This window comes from Shimia sp. R10_1 (assembly GCF_017744095.1).
GTDB lineage: Bacteria > Pseudomonadota > Alphaproteobacteria > Rhodobacterales > Rhodobacteraceae > Shimia.
In genome coordinates, this window is record NZ_JAGHQX010000006.1 from 17,709 (window position 1) to 33,811 (window position 16,103).

The 16,103-nt window shown below is 56.6% G+C and carries 13 protein-coding genes; 2 read left to right on the forward strand and 11 right to left on the reverse strand.

Features of this window, described 5'->3' with window-relative positions; all coding sequences use genetic code 11:
• Position 1: 1 nt before the first annotated feature.
• The 4 genes from J7413_RS12205 to J7413_RS12220 all read right to left on the reverse strand — a co-directional run bounded on the left by J7413_RS12205 (position 2) and on the right by J7413_RS12220 (position 5,038).
• Positions 2–1,210 carry a carbohydrate ABC transporter permease gene (locus J7413_RS12205; RefSeq protein WP_209098553.1) on the reverse strand — a complete coding sequence of 403 codons (1,209 nt, stop codon included), beginning with the start codon at positions 1,208–1,210 and terminating at the stop codon, positions 2–4.
• Positions 1,211–2,446, reverse strand: a complete 1,236-nt coding sequence (locus J7413_RS12210) for a sugar ABC transporter permease (RefSeq protein ID WP_209098554.1) — start codon at positions 2,444–2,446, stop codon at positions 1,211–1,213.
• 71 nt (positions 2,447–2,517) lie between these two features.
• Positions 2,518–3,870, reverse strand: coding sequence for an extracellular solute-binding protein (locus J7413_RS12215; RefSeq protein WP_209098555.1), 1,353 nt, complete (start codon positions 3,868–3,870; stop codon positions 2,518–2,520).
• Between the two features lie 22 nt (positions 3,871–3,892).
• Positions 3,893–5,038 carry a substrate-binding domain-containing protein gene (locus tag J7413_RS12220; RefSeq protein WP_209098556.1) on the reverse strand — a complete coding sequence of 382 codons (1,146 nt, stop codon included), beginning with the start codon at positions 5,036–5,038 and terminating at the stop codon, positions 3,893–3,895.
• Positions 5,039–5,267: 229 nt separating this feature from the next.
• On the opposite strand from J7413_RS12220, the gene J7413_RS12225 reads away from it, so the two are divergent.
• Entirely contained in the window at positions 5,268–6,203 is a 936-nt protein-coding gene (locus J7413_RS12225; RefSeq protein ID WP_209098557.1) for a sugar kinase, read from the forward strand.
• 66 nt (positions 6,204–6,269) lie between these two features.
• Here the strand turns inward: J7413_RS12225 and J7413_RS12230 are convergent, their stop codons facing one another.
• The 4 genes from J7413_RS12230 to J7413_RS12245 all read right to left on the reverse strand — a co-directional run bounded on the left by J7413_RS12230 (position 6,270) and on the right by J7413_RS12245 (position 11,559).
• On the reverse strand, positions 6,270–8,267 hold the full coding sequence (locus tag J7413_RS12230; RefSeq protein WP_209098565.1) for a TonB-dependent receptor: 1,998 nt from the start codon (positions 8,265–8,267) through the stop codon (positions 6,270–6,272).
• A 320-nt stretch (positions 8,268–8,587) separates the two neighbouring features.
• Positions 8,588–9,376, reverse strand: a complete 789-nt coding sequence (locus J7413_RS12235; RefSeq protein ID WP_209098567.1) for an ATP-binding cassette domain-containing protein — start codon at positions 9,374–9,376, stop codon at positions 8,588–8,590.
• A gap of 1 nt (position 9,377) precedes the next feature.
• On the reverse strand, positions 9,378–10,502 hold the full coding sequence (locus J7413_RS12240) for an ABC transporter permease (protein ID WP_209098569.1): 1,125 nt from the start codon (positions 10,500–10,502) through the stop codon (positions 9,378–9,380).
• Between the two features lie 106 nt (positions 10,503–10,608).
• Positions 10,609–11,559 carry a sugar ABC transporter substrate-binding protein gene (locus J7413_RS12245; RefSeq protein WP_209098571.1) on the reverse strand — a complete coding sequence of 317 codons (951 nt, stop codon included), beginning with the start codon at positions 11,557–11,559 and terminating at the stop codon, positions 10,609–10,611.
• Positions 11,560–11,743: 184 nt separating this feature from the next.
• On the opposite strand from J7413_RS12245, the gene J7413_RS12250 reads away from it, so the two are divergent.
• Positions 11,744–12,754: a LacI family DNA-binding transcriptional regulator gene (locus tag J7413_RS12250; protein ID WP_209098573.1), complete on the forward strand. Its 1,011-nt coding sequence runs from the start codon at positions 11,744–11,746 to the stop codon at positions 12,752–12,754.
• A 40-nt stretch (positions 12,755–12,794) separates the two neighbouring features.
• On the opposite strand, the gene J7413_RS12255 is transcribed toward J7413_RS12250, so the two are convergent.
• The 3 genes from J7413_RS12255 to J7413_RS12265 form a co-directional block, all read right to left on the reverse strand.
• The gene (locus J7413_RS12255) at positions 12,795–13,928 is read right to left on the reverse strand and encodes a Gfo/Idh/MocA family oxidoreductase (protein ID WP_209098575.1); all 1,134 of its coding nucleotides are present in this window, start codon (positions 13,926–13,928) and stop codon (positions 12,795–12,797) included.
• A 114-nt stretch (positions 13,929–14,042) separates the two neighbouring features.
• Entirely contained in the window at positions 14,043–14,936 is an 894-nt protein-coding gene (locus tag J7413_RS12260) for a TIM barrel protein (RefSeq protein WP_209098577.1), read from the reverse strand.
• Positions 14,937–14,956: 20 nt separating this feature from the next.
• Positions 14,957–16,060: a Gfo/Idh/MocA family oxidoreductase gene (locus tag J7413_RS12265; RefSeq protein WP_209098579.1), complete on the reverse strand. Its 1,104-nt coding sequence runs from the start codon at positions 16,058–16,060 to the stop codon at positions 14,957–14,959.
• Positions 16,061–16,103: the final 43 nt, after the last annotated feature.

Genomic DNA, 16,103 nt, shown 5'->3' on the forward strand with positions numbered 1-16,103 from the left:
CTTATCCTTTGACAGACCCAGCCGTCAGGCCTTTGGTCATGAAGCGTTCAAGTCCCAAGAAAAGCACCATGATCGGCACCGTGGCGATCACCGCCCCCGCCATCAGGTGTTGTCTGGGAATTTCAGAAGAGTTGAGCATCGCCACCCCACGGGTGAGCGTGAATTTGGAGGGGTCATCTAGCAACATGAAGGCGAGCAGGAACTCGTTCCAGGCGATCATGAAGACATAAAGCGAGACCGACGCGAGCGCTGGCAAGCTGAGCGGCAACGTGATCTTCCAGATCACCGCAAGGCGCGACAGCCCATCCATCAGACCGGCTTCCTCAACCTCGGTTGGCAATCCACGGAAGTAGCCCTGCAACATATAAAGCGCGACCGGGATCGTCGTGACCGGATAAATCATCACAATGCCAAGGATCGAATTGCGCAGCCCCGTCATCGAAAAGGCGATGTAAATCGGCAGCGCGAGAACGATCATCGGCACCATGTAGATCAGCAGGATCGATCGCGAGAACGCTTTCTGCCCTTTGAACCGGAACCGCGCAACCGCGTAGGCCCCGGGCACGCTGAACGCCAAGGTAATCGCCACCGTCAGCACAGACACATAAAACGACGTCCAGAGATAGGTGCCAAAGTTGAAATCACGAAACAGCTCAACATAGCTGCGGAACAGCTCAGCCCCCTTGCTTATTTCAACAGAGAAATCGAGCGGATTTTGCAGCAAGGCCTGTTGCGATTTCAGGCTGGTCATCACCATCACATAGAATGGGATCAGCACAATCGCCGTGAAGAAAATGTAGCCAAAACCCGTCAGAAACCGGATCACCGCAGCCTCATACTCATGCCGTGTCAGGGTGCCAAACGGCGTGTCCTGTAAGATCGCGGCCATGGCCAAATGCATGCCTCCGCCCAGCGCGATCATGGCCACCAAAACTGCCGAGGAAGAAACGCCCTCGCCGGTCACGACCGGTCCAACAGGTGACGCCATCGCAAGCGCCATCACCCCGCTGATCGTAAGCCGAGCGAGCGCATGGCGCGGCGCAAAACGCACATAAATCAGCCCAGCGACAGCGCCCCATAGCAGACAGAGCAACAGCTGCGGGCGGAACGCCGCCCCGGTGGCAAACGACATCGCCACCGCAACTGTTGTTGCCATAACAATCAGCCAAAGCGCGCCAAGCACGGGGCCAGTGATAAAGCCTTTGCGCATTTAGAGGCCCTCCTCGCGGCTGATGAACTTGAAGAAGAAGAAGGAAAAGCACAGCAAACAGAGCAGGATCACCACCGCCACCGCCGCACCCGCGCCAATGTTGGAAATCGCAAACGCCTGTTCATAGACGTTCACCGTCAAGGTCCGCGTGCCCGCGTTGCCACCCGTCAGCAGGAAGATGTCGTCGAACTTGTTGAACGTCCAAATGAAGCGCAGCAGGAACAACACCGACAGGATGCCCAAAAGCTGTGGCAGGCTCAGCAGCCAGAACTTCTGGAAGGGCGACGCGCCATCCATATCCGCCGCCTCATACATTGAGGAGTCGATGCTCTGCATGCGTGCCAAAATGAAGAGGAAGGACAGAGGAAAGTACCGCCAGATCTCAAACACCGTCACCATGATCAGTGCCAGAGGGCGATCCCCAAAGAAGTTGATTGCACTCTCTGTGACGCCCATCTGAATGAGCAACGCATTCGCCGAGCCTGAGAAAGGATCAAACAGCGTGACCCATGTGAAGGCCACCGCAATCACTGGCGCCACATAGGGGAAGAGGTATAGCCCTCTTACCAACCCCTGTCCTGTAAAGCTTTTGTTCAAAAGCAGCGCCCCAAACAGCCCCATGACAAGCGCGCCAATGGTGCCAAAGACGGTGTAAAACATCGTCACACCAAAAACGGTCCAGAACTCACCGCCGTCAAACAGGCGTTTGTAGTTCTCCATCGACAGCGCCGGGCTGGTCAGCACGCTTTTACCTGCGCCGGTCATCGTGGGTTCACTGTCTTCAACCGCCGCTTCCAGCGTATCTTCGTCCAGATTGGCGGTGATAGGCAAACGCAGCCGCTCCCGCTCCCCACCTTCCATATCGCCAAAATCACAGAACAGGTCACGCCCCGTAAGCGTGCACACCTCTGGAAGATCCCCAATGATCTCAACACCTTCAGGCACGTGGTCGCGCAGGGTTACACCCTGAATGGTTTCCTCTTGAGACGAGTTGCGCACGCGGTACTCCACGCGCATCTCGTCGCCACTGCCACGCAAGCTTTCGCGCACAATTGGCGCAGGTGGGCGCAGATCAGACAGCGCAAAGGGTTTGAAACTGATCCAAATGACAGCCAGCAGGGGCAGCACCACGACCAAAGCCACACTGATCAGCGTCGGGGCCAGTAAGCCCCAAGCCAGCCGTGCCTCGCGTTTGGCCAATGCGCCCGTGCCCGTTGGCGGAAGTGCCGTAGACATGGGGAACCTCTAATGAAAAGAGCGCAAACGGCCTGCCCGCAGATGCGCAGGCCGCTGCAAAATGTCTGTGGTTATTGAACCTTAGACAGTTCGTCGTTCATCGCAGCCACCGCAGCAGCCGCGTCGATTTCGTCATCGACATACTGGCGCACAATGCGGTTGATTGCCTGACTATTGATGATCTTGGACGCCAGCGACAGCTGACCTTCCGCGACACCCCAACGCTGCGCCACATCAAGACCGCCAACGATTTCGTCGATCATCGCCTGATCATAGAGCTCACCCAGCGGTGCCTTCCGATCCACACCAACCGGCAGCTTGGACCATGCTTCGCTGAAAGCTGTTGGGTTGTCCGCCGTACCGCGACGCACCGGGAACTTGCCTTCTGGCGCAATCGACAGTGTCTGCGTATAGCCGTCATCCATTGCAAACTTCACAAAATCCATCGCCGCATCGGTGTCTGCATCCGACGTAATACCGAAATAGCGCACATCACCCCAAGCGGCTCCATCAGGGTTGGATGGGCCAGAGAAGTTGGTCACAATTCCAGTCATCCCCGCCAGTTTGTTGGAAGTTGGATCGTCGGTGATGGTGGGTGGCGCGCTGTCACGCAGACCGGCCAGCTCATCCAGAATGAAGGGCGACCAGATGATCATCGCAGCCTTGCCCGCGAAGTAGAGTTCGCGAGACTGCTTCCAATACAGTTCCCCCGGAGGCGACGCTTTGGAAATCGCTTTGTAGAAGTCCAGAACTTCCGTGGTCTTGGCTTCATCCAGCGGCTGGAATCCATCCGCACCCACCGGGCTTACACCATTGGCCAGAAACACATGCTCCAGAACCTGGCTCATGAAGTTTTCATCCACCTTGGTTGCGGCCACAAAGCCATACATCTCTGGTGGATTGTGCAGCTTCTCCAATGCCGCCAAAACAGTCGCATAGCTGCTTGGCGCAGCGAGGCCCGCCGCATCAAACAGGTCCTTGCGATAGACCACCATCTGGGTCCAGCCGTCCACCGGAACCGAGGCGGTTTCGCCGTTGAAATCTGCCATGGCCACTGCACCCGGTGCAAAGGTGCCCACGCCCAGATCTTCGACAACTTCGGAGGCGGCTTCTGTGTCCAGAATGCCCGCTTCTGCCCAAGGCAGCGCGTATTGCAGCGTGTGATAAATCACATCCGGCAAATCGCCCGCGGCAAAGGCTGCGGTCGCGCGCGTGCCGAGATCGCTTTCGCTCACTGGGATCACCTCAACCGTGGTTCCAGTCGCGGATTTGAATTGCTCGGCCATATCCTGCTGTTTCGCAAGCCGCTCGGGTTGCTCCTCGGTGGTCCAGAAACGGATCGTATCCGCTTGCACAGACATTGCCGTCAAAGCCAGCGCCAGTGACGTGCTCATCAGCAGCTTTGCATTAAAGTGACGTGACATGATTGTCCTCCCGTATCGTTGATCACGTATTTTTGGTCTTTGTATTTTCGATTTTTTCAGCGAGCTGTGCCGACGTCAGCGCGGGTGGCCCGTCAGACTGTCGCTCTACTAGAATGGCATCAGAAACCTCGCGCAGCGCTTCAGGCGCCTCGCCCCGGATCTGTCGGATCAACAACTCCGCCAATCGCGCCCCAGCGCGGCGTGTGTCCACCTGATACGTGGTCAGTCCGGGGCGAACATATTCCGCCTCCGGCACCCCGTCGTATCCGATGACCGACACATCCTTGCCGACAAGAAGCCCCAGATCGTTCAGAGCGTCATAGCCACCCAATGCGGCCATGTCGGTGGCAAAGACCACTCCGGTTGGCGGGTGCTCAAGCTGCATCAGGGCACGCACCTCTCGCGCCCCTTCCTCACGTGTCCGCGCCCCTTCGCGCAGCAAACTCGCATCATAAGGCAGCCCACTGGCCACAAGGCCGGCCTTAAACCCTTCGCGGCGCAGATGTGTGTAGTTAAAATTTGCCGTACTGCCGACATAGCCAATCCGCTCATGGCCCAAACCAGCCAGCCGGGTCACAGCACTGCACATCGCCGCTTCACCAAGAATATCATACCAAGAGCCTTTTTGCTTGGCTGTTGGCACGCCGTGCTCCGTGCGCCCAAACAACACATGTGGCACCCCGCGGGCGCGCAGCAGCGCAACCCGCGCATCCCGCACCTCGGTTCTGGGCAAGATAAAGCCATCCGCTTTGCGCTCATCAATCAAACGGCCCAGAACGTCCCGCATGTCAGCATCAGACGTCGCGGTCGATACAGTCAGGGTCCAACCGAAACCGCTCGCGGTTTCGCACGCTCCCATCAGAAACTCCTGCAAAAACGGATTGTGCCGATCTGGCTCATCCATTTGGAGCACAAGCGCCAGGGCCCGGACGCGCCCCGTGCGGATCGCCTGCGCGTGGCTCAGCGGCTGATAGCCAAGCTTCTGGGCTGTGCTCGCCACACGTTTGCGGGTGCTTTCAGAGATGTCAGCATACCCATTCATGGCGCGCGACACGGTGCTCTTGGACATGCCCAGATGCGCCGCCAGATCATTGATCGTCACCCGCCGCGCGGTGCGCACTTCTTGTGCTGGTGAGGCCGTTTCTGATGGGTTTCGAATCGCTGACATGCTTTAACTATTTTTTCCGAAACCGGTTTCGGCAAGAAGTATCGCGGCATCACTTTGTGCACGACGCATAAGATTTGGACGCAAACACCTGCCGACATCCTGTTTTACAGGCACTGTTTAAACGCTGGAGGCAGGCAAGATCGCGTTGCCGTTAAGCCAAAGCGCTTGCCTTCAGATCTTTCGGGCGTAGCGTATCCCGAAACACATTTCGCGCGATCGGACACACAACATGCCAACCAAAAATCATCCATTCAGATCAATCGCATGTGTCGGCGAAGTGATGATCGAACTGGCTATGGAGGGGGCAAACCACGCGCATGTGGGGGTTGCAGGAGACACGTTCAACACAGCCTACTACCTGCGCACCCTGCTGTCAGAAACTGAGACGAAAATCTCCTATGTCACAGCACTTGGGGACGATGCCTTCTCTGACCGCATTCGCGCAACAATCACATCACATGGCATCAAGACGGACTGCATCGAAATACGCGCTGGCCAGATGCCAGGGCTGTACGCCATCCAAACCGACCTCGCAGGCGAGCGCAGCTTCAGCTACTGGCGATCTGCCTCAGCGGCACGCACGCTTTTTGCCGAGCCGTGCCACGTGCCGCTCTCAACGCTCCGGAATTTCGACATGATATTCTTGAGCGGGATCAGCATGGCGATCCTGCCACCAGACACCCGCACGCACATCCTAAACTGGATCGACACGTACCGCGCAAATGGCGGGGTTGTGGCCTATGACAGCAATCATCGTGCACGCCTCTGGGAAAGCGCAGCTGCGGCACGGCACGTCAACGCGGAAATGTGGAAACGCACAGACATCGCCCTGCCGTCATTGGACGATGAAATGGAGCTGTTTGAGGATGTCACTGAAGACGCGGTAGTCAAACGCATACGTGGCTACGGCGTGACATCTGGCGCCCTCAAACGTGGGGCGCAGGGGCCTTGTGACATTCTCAGCGGAGCGCCATGCGCGCAGTCCGCACCGGCGGTGACAATGATTGATAGCACCGCGGCAGGGGATAGTTTCAACGCCGGATATCTTGCCGCGATCTGCAAAGGTGAAACCCATCAGGACGCGATGGAACTTGGCCACAAAATCGCCGCGCACGTGGTCACGCAACCCGGCGCCATAGTCGATATAGCGCCCAAAATAGCCTAGACAGATGGCCCATTTGGGCACATGAAAGGGGCCCGAAACAGGCCCCTTCCGTACTTAAATCAGCGATCAAAACTTAGCGGTCAGGAAGACGCTCGCGTTGCGACCTGCGCCCTCAATCTGGCCAAGTGATTGATAGGACTTATCAAACAAGTTGCCCAGCTCCACAGACATGCTGACATTGTCCGTCAGATCAACGGTTCCGCGCAGGTTAAGCGTTGCCCAGCCCGCGGTTTCATTTGCAACAGCCCCGCTGGAGTTGCGCTGTGTTGCAGATGTTTCACCGCGCACAAAGGCATCCCAGGTGCCGCCAACACTGGACAGGTTCCAATCGCCCCGCACACCCAGATCACCAGCCCAGTTTGGCGTACCGGAGTCTTTGGTGGAATAGCCATTGGCAAATGTGAACTCCCGCGACACATACGCCAGGTTTGCATAGGGGCGGATGCCATTTGCCCAACCCGGGTCAAACTCTGCTGCGAGTTCAAAACCATAGCTGCGTGCTTTGTTGACGTTCTGATAAACCGAGGTCCGAGGCGCGACATTGATCGAGGTGATGTAGTCGTTGGAGTCGGTATAGAAAAGTGCCGCATCCAACACGAGATTACCGCGATCAATACGGGCCCCAATTTCATAGTTGGTGGCTGTTTCTGGTTTCAGGTCAGGGTTACCAATAACTGTGCCACCAGCGCCAACTGAAGTCAGGAACAACTGGCTCAGTGAGGGGTATGTGTAACCCTGAGAGATGTTCGCACGCACAACAGTGCTGTCTGAGAGTTCATGAACAAGCCCGATAGAACCAAGCAGACGATCATCAGAGTTGGAGCGTTGCCCCTGATCGACCCCATTGACCAAATACTGGTCCAATGTGCTGTCCACGTTGTAGTAGCGCAAACCAAACGTACCGGTGGTCGCATCAGAGAATGACACTTCATGCTGAGCAAACAACGAATATGTCTCAATAGTTGCGTCAGAATAGCGCGTGGTGGTGGTTGGAGGGCCAAAAGTGGACGTCGATGACTTATCCGAAATCATCGAATCGTTTTCATACTCCAACCCAACAACGGTCCGGTGGCCTTCTGCAAATTCCAGATTTGCAGTTGCTCTGAACCCTGACGTCTTCTGCTCGTCATCAGATGTGGACACACTGCCGACACCCGGCGCAACAGTGAGCTGACTCCGGAACAAACGATCGATGGTCTGCGTGTAGGCATCCACCTTCAGCATCGACATCCAAGGCGTTAGGTTCTCACCTTCATAAAAGGCGCTATATTTGCGCAGATCACGCTCCGGCAAATCAATCGCAAACGCGGGGGTTCCGGTATAAACATCCGCCGCCAGATCAAAATCCTGCGCCCGCACGCCAACATAGTGATTTCCGAAACGATAGCCCGCGAAGGCATTGATTTCGCGATCTTCGCCACCTGATGGAACCAACGGACCATTCGGGGTCACACGGTCATTCAGATCCGACTTTGACAGGCCGACACGATAGTCAAAGTTGCCAACTGTGCCTGCGATGCTGGTCGCGGCACGATAGCCTTCGTTTTCGCCCAGATACCCGCCAGACAGGGTCACTTCCACAGGTTTGTCGGCGCCACGCTTGGTGATGATATTGACCACACCGCCGATGGCCCGGTTGCCCGACACAACAGACGACGGGCCACGCACCACTTCGATACGCTCAATCTCGGTTGGCGCGATCAGAACCGGCGTGCCGTATGTGGTGTGGTCAGAAATGCGCTGCCCATCAATCAGAATGGCGACACGCTGAGACGCTTCGCCACGAATGCTGATGCGCTCAATCCCGGATTCGGTCACACGCACACCCGGCACGCCTTTCAACAGGCTCGCAACCGATTTGGGTGGGATCTTCTTGATATCTTCTTCGTCAATGACAGTCACAGATGCAGGGCTGTCAAACACTTCGGTGGGCAGGCCGGTGCCTGTCACCGTGATGGTGCCCAGTTCGAAATCCTCAGCGCTCTGTGCAGAGGCTGCACCTGCCAAAACGATGCTCAGAAGCGCACCAGACGTTTTCCCCAACGCAAAAACAGAGTTTTTCACGCAAATAGTCCCTTCTAACAAGGCGACGCCCAAGCGCCGCAAGCGCCAATCCGATGAACGGCGCGTGAGTGGTTTAGCCTGGCATTTTGCTGGGTATGGTAGAGTCGGTCGAGCTTTCTGCGAAAGCATCGGCGTTCGCCCACCGCCTAAAAGACAGCGCCCAAAATAACCATATTAAAACAGTCAGAAAATAGATGCTGCGACTCTTATGACACGTTTTTAAAGCACCAAACATGTGCGCGCCGCCATACGCTCGCCCAAAAAGAGAAAGCCCCGGCGACACGGCACCGGGGCAAACAAACCGAAAATGCAAACGGGCTTTAGACGGTGCCCCCCAGGCTGTCTTCCAGCGTCACAAGCTCCTGACCACCAGCCATCATATCCTGAAGTTCATCCGGCGTGATTTGCCCGCGCTGTGATGTCCCAAGGGTCTGCCCACGATTGAGCACGGTAAAGCGATCTCCAACGGCCATCGCATGACGCACATTGTGCGTGATAAAGACAACCGCGACCCCTTGCTTGCGCACCTTGTCGATCGTCGCCAAAACATTCGCCGTTTGACGCACGCCAAGCGCGGAAGTCGGCTCATCAAGAATCAAGACCTTTGCGCCAAAATGCACAGCGCGCGCAATCGCCACGGTCTGACGCTCCCCACCAGACAGAGTGCCAACCGCCTGATCCGGGCCGCGCAGGTTGATGCCCATCTTGCGCATCTCTTCCATGGTCACCTGATTGGCATAGTCATGGTCGAAGAACTTCATCGGGCCGATTTTCTTGATAGGCTCATTGCCCATGAAGAAATTGCGGCTTACCGACATCAACGGAATCATCGCAAGATGCTGGTGCACCGTTGCGATGCCTGCAGCGATCGCATCCCGTGGATCAGCAAAAAACATCTCTTTGCCTTCAAACAGGATCTCACCCTTGGTGGGTTTGTGCACGCCCGACATCGTCTTGATGAACGTGGACTTGCCAGCGCCATTGTCACCGAGCAGACAGTGACATTCGCCGGGAAAGACATCGACAGACACACCCGCCAGTGCGATCACCCGCCCGAAGTGTTTCGCGATATCGTTCATTTGAATGATGGGGGCTTTTTCCGGGTTCATATCAATGCTCCCCCGTAATGATGCGACGAATATAGGTGTTCAGGATCACGGCACCCAGCAGGATCACCCCAAGGAACACGCGGAACAACGAGCTTTCTACGCCAGCAAAAAACAGCCCCTGTTGCACGACCCCGAAAATCAGCGCGCCCAGCGCCGCGCCAATAACCGACCCGTAGCCCCCCGTCAGCAAAGCCCCGCCAATCACAACTGCAATGATGGCTTCAAACTCCTTCAGCAATCCGCGATCAGACCCGGCACTGCCAAATTCCATCACCTGACACGTGGCAAACACCGTCGCGCAAAAGGCGGTGAACATGAACATCAGAATCTTGACCTTGTTCACCGGGACACCGGAGTTGCGCGCCGCTTCTGCATCGCCTCCTGCGGCGAATATCCAGTTGCCAAAGCGGGTCTTTGTCAGGATCACATGCCCAATGACCACCAGGACCAACGCCCAGACAATCAGCATTGGCAGCCCGTCCACCACCGGCTGCCCCTTGCGTGTGCCCCGCTCAAACACCGCAATAATGCCCGCGTCACCCATCCACTGGAACGCACCGGTGAAGATCTTTCCACCAAAGACAGCCGCCAGCCAATCGCCTTCAGCCACTTCACTCACACCACCAATGATGGTTTTGCGCTCGATGGTCTGGGGCAAATAAATCGCAAAGCCGCGCAGGATGAACAGAAACGCCAGCGTCACGATAAAGCTCGGCAGCCCCGTGCGCACGACGATGAACCCATTGAGCGCCCCAATGGAAACAGCAATCACAAACGTCAGAATGATCGCCATCCACACAGGCCAGCCAAGCGTGACACTGAAAATCGCGATCAGCATCCCGGCAAAGCCAATCATAGAGCCAACCGAAAGGTCAAACTCCCCAGCAATCATCAGCAGGCAAGCGCCAACAGCGATGATCATGAACTGCGCCGAGATCTGGCTCCAATTCATAATGCCCTGACTGTTGAACATGCCGCTGTCAAACGCGAACAAAAGGAAAAAGGTGAACACGGCAACGGTGCCGACGATCCCGCCCAGCTCTGGACGGATCAGCGCCTTTCGGAAACGCGAAATTTCCTTGATGCGCTCGTCAGCATTGGCCGTGGGTTGCGTCGCGTTGGACATGCGACATCTCCCATCTGCTAAAGATTTGGATTGGATTTTATAGAGAGGGCGGAGGGCGCCGAACCAAAAGGCGCCCCTCGCCAGACGTCGATATCAACCGTACGGCTTAGCGATACTCGCCCGCAAAGGCTTCGACTTTTTCAAGACCGTCAGCTGTCACAAAGCCAGGCCCGGAGTTGATGTTGTTGCCCGGCAGGACGCCAAAGCGGTGGTAGTTGGTCAACACAACAACGGGCAGATACGCCTGCAAGAAGGGCTGCTGATCAATGCCCCAATTGATGACACCCGCCTTGATGCCTTTCACAATCTCTTCGCCAAGATCGAAAGTACCAAAGTAAATATCGCCGGCCATGCCATTCTCATCCAACGCCAAAAGGGTTGGATCCGCAGATGTCGGGCCAAGTGTCAGCACCGCATCCGTGTCTGGGTTGGAGTTCAGATAGGCCAGCACACGGTTTTTGATCTCGGCAGGGTCCTGCCCGCTGTCAATCATCTGATCGCCCAGATCGATCCCCAGACCATCGGCAAACCCCTGACAGCGCTCAGTAGAAGACGGAGACGAAATATAGTGGTTCACACAGAGGAAGCTGCCCACGCCATCGCCCTTGGCGCGCAGACCAGCGGCGTAACCCGCGTCATACTCTGGCTGCCCAACATACATCAGCGCACCAACTTCACGAGCCTGATCGGGCGTCCCGGAATTCATGATGATCACGTCAACGCCACTGTCCACAGCCGCACGGATCGGGCCAGACAACACATCATAGTCGCTCAGCGTGGTGATGATCCCATTGGGGGCAGACGCCGCCGCTTGCTCAATGATGCGCGCCATATCCGCCAAATCGCCCGTGGGCGGATTGCGATATTCCACGTCAACGCCCATCTGGTCCCCGGCCAGAGCGATGCCGTTCTTGATGGTGTTCCACCAGCTGTCACTGTCCGGCGCGTGGCTTACGAGAATGTATTTTTCCCCTTCTGCCGCGGCCGTATTGGCCAGAGCAAATGGCGCTGCAACAACAGCCGCTGCCAAAGCCAGCTTCTTACTAAATGAAGTCATGTTTTCCTCCCAATATCACGTCTTCATGGCACGCAGGCGGCTCCTCCCCGCCTTCTCCAAGTAAAGTTAAAGCACAGGCCAATTCATTTTGCAACCGGTTGCAATTTTTGCCCGGTCATTTCATGCTGCACGCATGCAAAAATCAGAGTAGACACCCCAAAACACCAAACCGGGACGCACAGACATGACCGTGACACTGAAAGAGGTTGCTGAACGCGCGGGGGTATCCCGATCAGCAGTGTCGCGCACATTCACCGACGGGGCCTCTGTCTCTGACAAAATGCGGCGCAAAGTGGAAAAAGCTGCGCGAGAACTCGGCTACAGCCCAAACGCGCTGGCCTCCTCGCTCACCACGGGGCGCACCAAACTCATTGGCCTTGTGTCCAACAACTTTCACAACCCGATCTTTCTGCAAGTGTTTGATCTCTTCACACGTGGCCTACAGGAGCGCGGCTTGCGCCCGCTGCTGGTCAACCTCACGGACGAGATAGACCCAGAAAATTCTGTGCGCATGTTGCGACAATATTCCGTGGATGGCGTCGTCGTTGCCTCCTCCACCCTGCCACCCGGTTTTGCCAAGGCGTTCCGGGATGCTGGCGTGCCTGTCGTGCACTCCTTTGGTCGCGCAACCTCCACCCCGCAAGTGCATGTGGTGGGGGTCGACAACGCAGAATGCGGACGTATGGCCGCGCGTGAATTGGTCGGACGCGGCTATCAACACATTGGTTTTATGGGCGGACCGGAAAACGCGACCTCGACGCAAGATCGCTTTGCCGGGTTCATGTCTGAAATGGCAGCGCACCCAGAGATAAAGGTCAGCCACTCCTACGCAGATCAATATTCCTTTGATGCCGGACGCCGTGAAATGCTGCGCCTATTGGAAAAGCCACACGCTGAAGCGTTCTTCTGCGGAGATGATGTGCTGTCCATCGGCGCGCTTTCCGCAATCAGTGACAGCGGGCTGTCCTGCCCTGACGATGTTGGTCTAATCGGCCTAAACGATATGGAAATGGCACGGTGGGAAAACATCAACCTCACCACCATACACCAACCCATTCGCCAGATTGTGACCTCTTCCATAGAGTTGATGGTGGCGATGCTGGATGAACCGCAGCGTTATCCAGAAACGCGGATCTTCCCCTGCTCGGTGGTAGAGCGCGGCACATTGCGCCGTACCCCAAATCCTTCGTTCTAAATGTGAACTGGGCTCTCGCTAAACCTTCATTATCAGCCGCTTATCTAAACATCGGCGGTCGCGCATCCAACCATACCCCGCCGTCTTTGGCAGAGGCCACAGCTGTATACACCGCCGCCATGGAGCGCACCCCAGCCGCAGCATCAGGCAACCCATCACGCGCTTCGCCCGCTATCGCATCCGCCAAATCACAATAGATATTGGCCACTGCGAGCGGGAAGCCTTCTGGATGGGCAATTGCCACGCGACTGAGCCGTTGCGCATCTTCGCAAAGACCGGCTTCGCCTTTTTCGATCACCTGCGTACGCCCACCTACTGGCGTGTAAATCAGTTGGTTTGGCTGTTCTGACGCCCAGCGCAAACCACCCGTTTCCCCAAAGACTTGGATGTCAAAACCATGCTGGCGCCCAATGGCAACAGATGAGGTCCAGAGCCGGCCCACCGTGCCACCCATCATACGGAAATTCACCATGGCGTCATCTTCCAACTCTCTGCTGGAAATGGTCGAAGCAAAATCAGCTGACAGCCGTTCCACTTCATCATCCGCAATGAAGCTCGCCATATGCAAAGCATGAATCCCGCAATCCGCAAACTGCCCAGACACACCAGCCATCGCGGGATCATAGCGCCAGCGCACCCGAGGATTGTCCGCATCCGTGGCATCGCCATGGTGACCGTGGCTGAAGTTCGTCACCACCAGTCGCACCTTGCCGATCTCCCCCGCCCGCACCATCGCACGGGCTTGGCGCACCATCGGATATGCCGAATAGCAATAGTTCACCGCGCAGATCTTGCCTGAGGCCTTGGCGATTTTGACAATCTCTTCGCCTTCCTCAACGGTCATGGTCATCGGCTTTTCGCACAGCACGTTAAACCCTGCCTCAAGAAAAGATTTGGTGATCTCAAAATGCGTGGCGTTTGGGGTCGCGATCGTCACCAAATCTATGCGATCGTCCCTGTCGCTTTCACCAGCCAACATTTCCGTCCAGTCGCCATAAGCGCGGTCCGCTGCAATACCAAGCCGCTGCGCATACGCCCGCCCGACGTCGGGCCGATGGTCCAACGCCCCAGCCGCAAATTCAAAGCGACCATCCGCGAGCGCACCCAACCTATGCGCTGGCCCAATCTGGCTGCCCTCGCCACCGCCAATCATACCCCATTTGAACGTTGTCATGAGCCTGTCTCCTCCTCATGAAGCCACCGAAGATGCGCCGGAAGTAGACCGACGATGCACCTCCGCAATACTGTCGCGTTACCGACGTGATACAGATGCGATACCGACGCCGTTTTAGGTGAAACCGATGCGCTCCAAATAGGTTCGGTTTTTGCGTGCATCGCCGACCGGATCCGGATCCAACAGCGGGTCACAGTCCTGCTCAACCGTGCACCAGCCTTCAAACCCAGCGTCCACAAGCACCTGTCGCACGGCCGGGAAATCTACATCCCCATCGCCCAAGTTACAGAAAATCCCCTGCCCGCATGCATCATAAAACCCAGTGCGATTGGCAATCACCTCTGCCTTCACCTTGGGGTCTATGTCTTTGAAATGCATATAAGAAATGCGGTCGATATGTGTCTTCATGAAAGCAACCGGATCAAAGCCCGCGTAAGAATGGTGCCCGGTGTCAAAACAGATCTTCAACAGGCTTTCATCGACTTCACTGAGCAATCTTTCAAGCTCTGGCTCAAAGTCCATGAACCCGGCAGCATGTGCATGGATGCCGACTGTCAGACCATACTCTTCCACCCCAATCCGCGCCGACTCTGCGATACGATTCCGAAACGCTGTCCATTCCGCCTTGTCCATCTGCTCAGCCTCACCCGCGCGCCCCGCCGTCGGTGCTCGGCGTGGTGAAATTGAATCAATTAAAACAAGATGTTGCGCACCATGCGCCTTCAGCGCTTTGGCTGTACGATGGGTGGCATCCAGCACATCCTCCCAGGCATTCGGGTCATGATAGGCCCGGAAAACCACACCGCCAATCAGCTCCAAATCATGCTCCGCCAAAGCCTCCGAAAGCAGTGACGGATCTTCGGGCATAAAACCAACCGGGCCCAGTTCGATCCCTTTGTAGCCCGCCTCAGCGCATTGCTTTAAAACAGTTTTCCAGCTTGGATTGCGGTCATCTTCCGCAAACTCGACACCCCAGGAACAGGGCGCATTGCCAATTCTCATCGCCATCTTGCTCTCACTCCGAAAATTCAGAAGCTGTTGACATCTTGCCAGCTTTTGGCGGCATCAGATGCCAAAGCTGCCGCGATCACGCGGTTTACTTCATGCCCATCACGGAAGGTTGGCCATTGGGCGTTCCCTGCCTCAATCGCGCGCAGGAAATCCCGCGCCTCAATAATAATCTGGTCCTGATACCCAGTCCCATGACCCGGTCCCTGACAGAACGCTTCATAGTCCGGATGCGCCGGCCCAGTCAGCACCTTCACAAACCCGCGCGTCGCCTCCGGCCCCTCCATCCGATAGAGCCACAGCGCGTTTTGATCTTCCTGATCAAATCGGATCGCACCTTTTGTTCCCGTAATTTCATAAGCATAGCCCATCTTTCGCCCGGTCGAGATACGTGAGAAATACATGTGACCCATCGCGCCATTTTCGAAGCGACACATAAGCTGGGCGTGATCATCATTGGTCACGCGCCCACCGGGCCGCTCTGCATGCACTGTCTCGATCTCTCCGATGACTTTGGCAATTGGTCCCATCAACGCCAAAGCCGCGTTGACCATATGTGGCGCCAGATCCCCCATTGTGCCATTGGCCATCCCCGTGGTGCGCCACGTCGCTGGCGCACTTGGATCCGCATAAAAATCCTCGGTGTGCTCCCCCCGGAACCAGGTGATATCCCCGATCGCACCTTCAGCAATCAGCTTACGTGCAAACTGTGTTGCTGGGGTCCGCACATAGTTAAAGCCAACCATGTTAACGACATCAGCCGCATCTGCAGCGGCCATCATCGCGGCGCTGTCATCGATAGAGGCGCCGAGCGGCTTTTCACAAAAGACAGGTTTGCCAAGGGAAAACGCCGCTTCAGCTATTTCCCGATGTGTCTCTTGCGGGGTCGCAATCACGATCGCCTCGACCCTTGGGTCCTCAACCAATGCGCGCCAGTCCGCCGTGCCGCGCGCAAACCCATAGGCGCAGCGATACCGCTCCGCGCTCTCAGCGCTCGACGCACAGACCATCTCAAGCCGGGGACGCAGGGTTGTGTTAAACACGGCCCCCACAGCAGACATGGCAACCGCATGCGCTTTGCCCATGTAGCCGCCGCCACATATTCCAATACCAATCTCTGTCACCGCGTCCGCTCCGTGTCTGAAATTCAATTTGCAACCGGTTGCA

Coding starts and splice junctions, on each gene's coding strand:
- J7413_RS12205 (WP_209098553.1), bottom strand. CDS start 1,210: ATGCGCAAAGGCTTTATCACTGGCCCCGTGCTTGGCGCGCTTTGGCTG.
- J7413_RS12210 (WP_209098554.1), bottom strand. CDS start 2,446: ATGTCTACGGCACTTCCGCCAACGGGCACGGGCGCATTGGCCAAACGC.
- J7413_RS12215 (WP_209098555.1), bottom strand. CDS start 3,870: ATGTCACGTCACTTTAATGCAAAGCTGCTGATGAGCACGTCACTGGCG.
- J7413_RS12220 (WP_209098556.1), bottom strand. CDS start 5,038: ATGTCAGCGATTCGAAACCCATCAGAAACGGCCTCACCAGCACAAGAA.
- J7413_RS12225 (WP_209098557.1), top strand. CDS start 5,268: ATGCCAACCAAAAATCATCCATTCAGATCAATCGCATGTGTCGGCGAA.
- J7413_RS12235 (WP_209098567.1), bottom strand. CDS start 9,376: ATGAACCCGGAAAAAGCCCCCATCATTCAAATGAACGATATCGCGAAA.
- J7413_RS12240 (WP_209098569.1), bottom strand. CDS start 10,502: ATGTCCAACGCGACGCAACCCACGGCCAATGCTGACGAGCGCATCAAG.
- J7413_RS12245 (WP_209098571.1), bottom strand. CDS start 11,559: ATGACTTCATTTAGTAAGAAGCTGGCTTTGGCAGCGGCTGTTGTTGCA.
- J7413_RS12250 (WP_209098573.1), top strand. CDS start 11,744: ATGACCGTGACACTGAAAGAGGTTGCTGAACGCGCGGGGGTATCCCGA.
- J7413_RS12255 (WP_209098575.1), bottom strand. CDS start 13,928: ATGACAACGTTCAAATGGGGTATGATTGGCGGTGGCGAGGGCAGCCAG.
- J7413_RS12260 (WP_209098577.1), bottom strand. CDS start 14,936: ATGGCGATGAGAATTGGCAATGCGCCCTGTTCCTGGGGTGTCGAGTTT.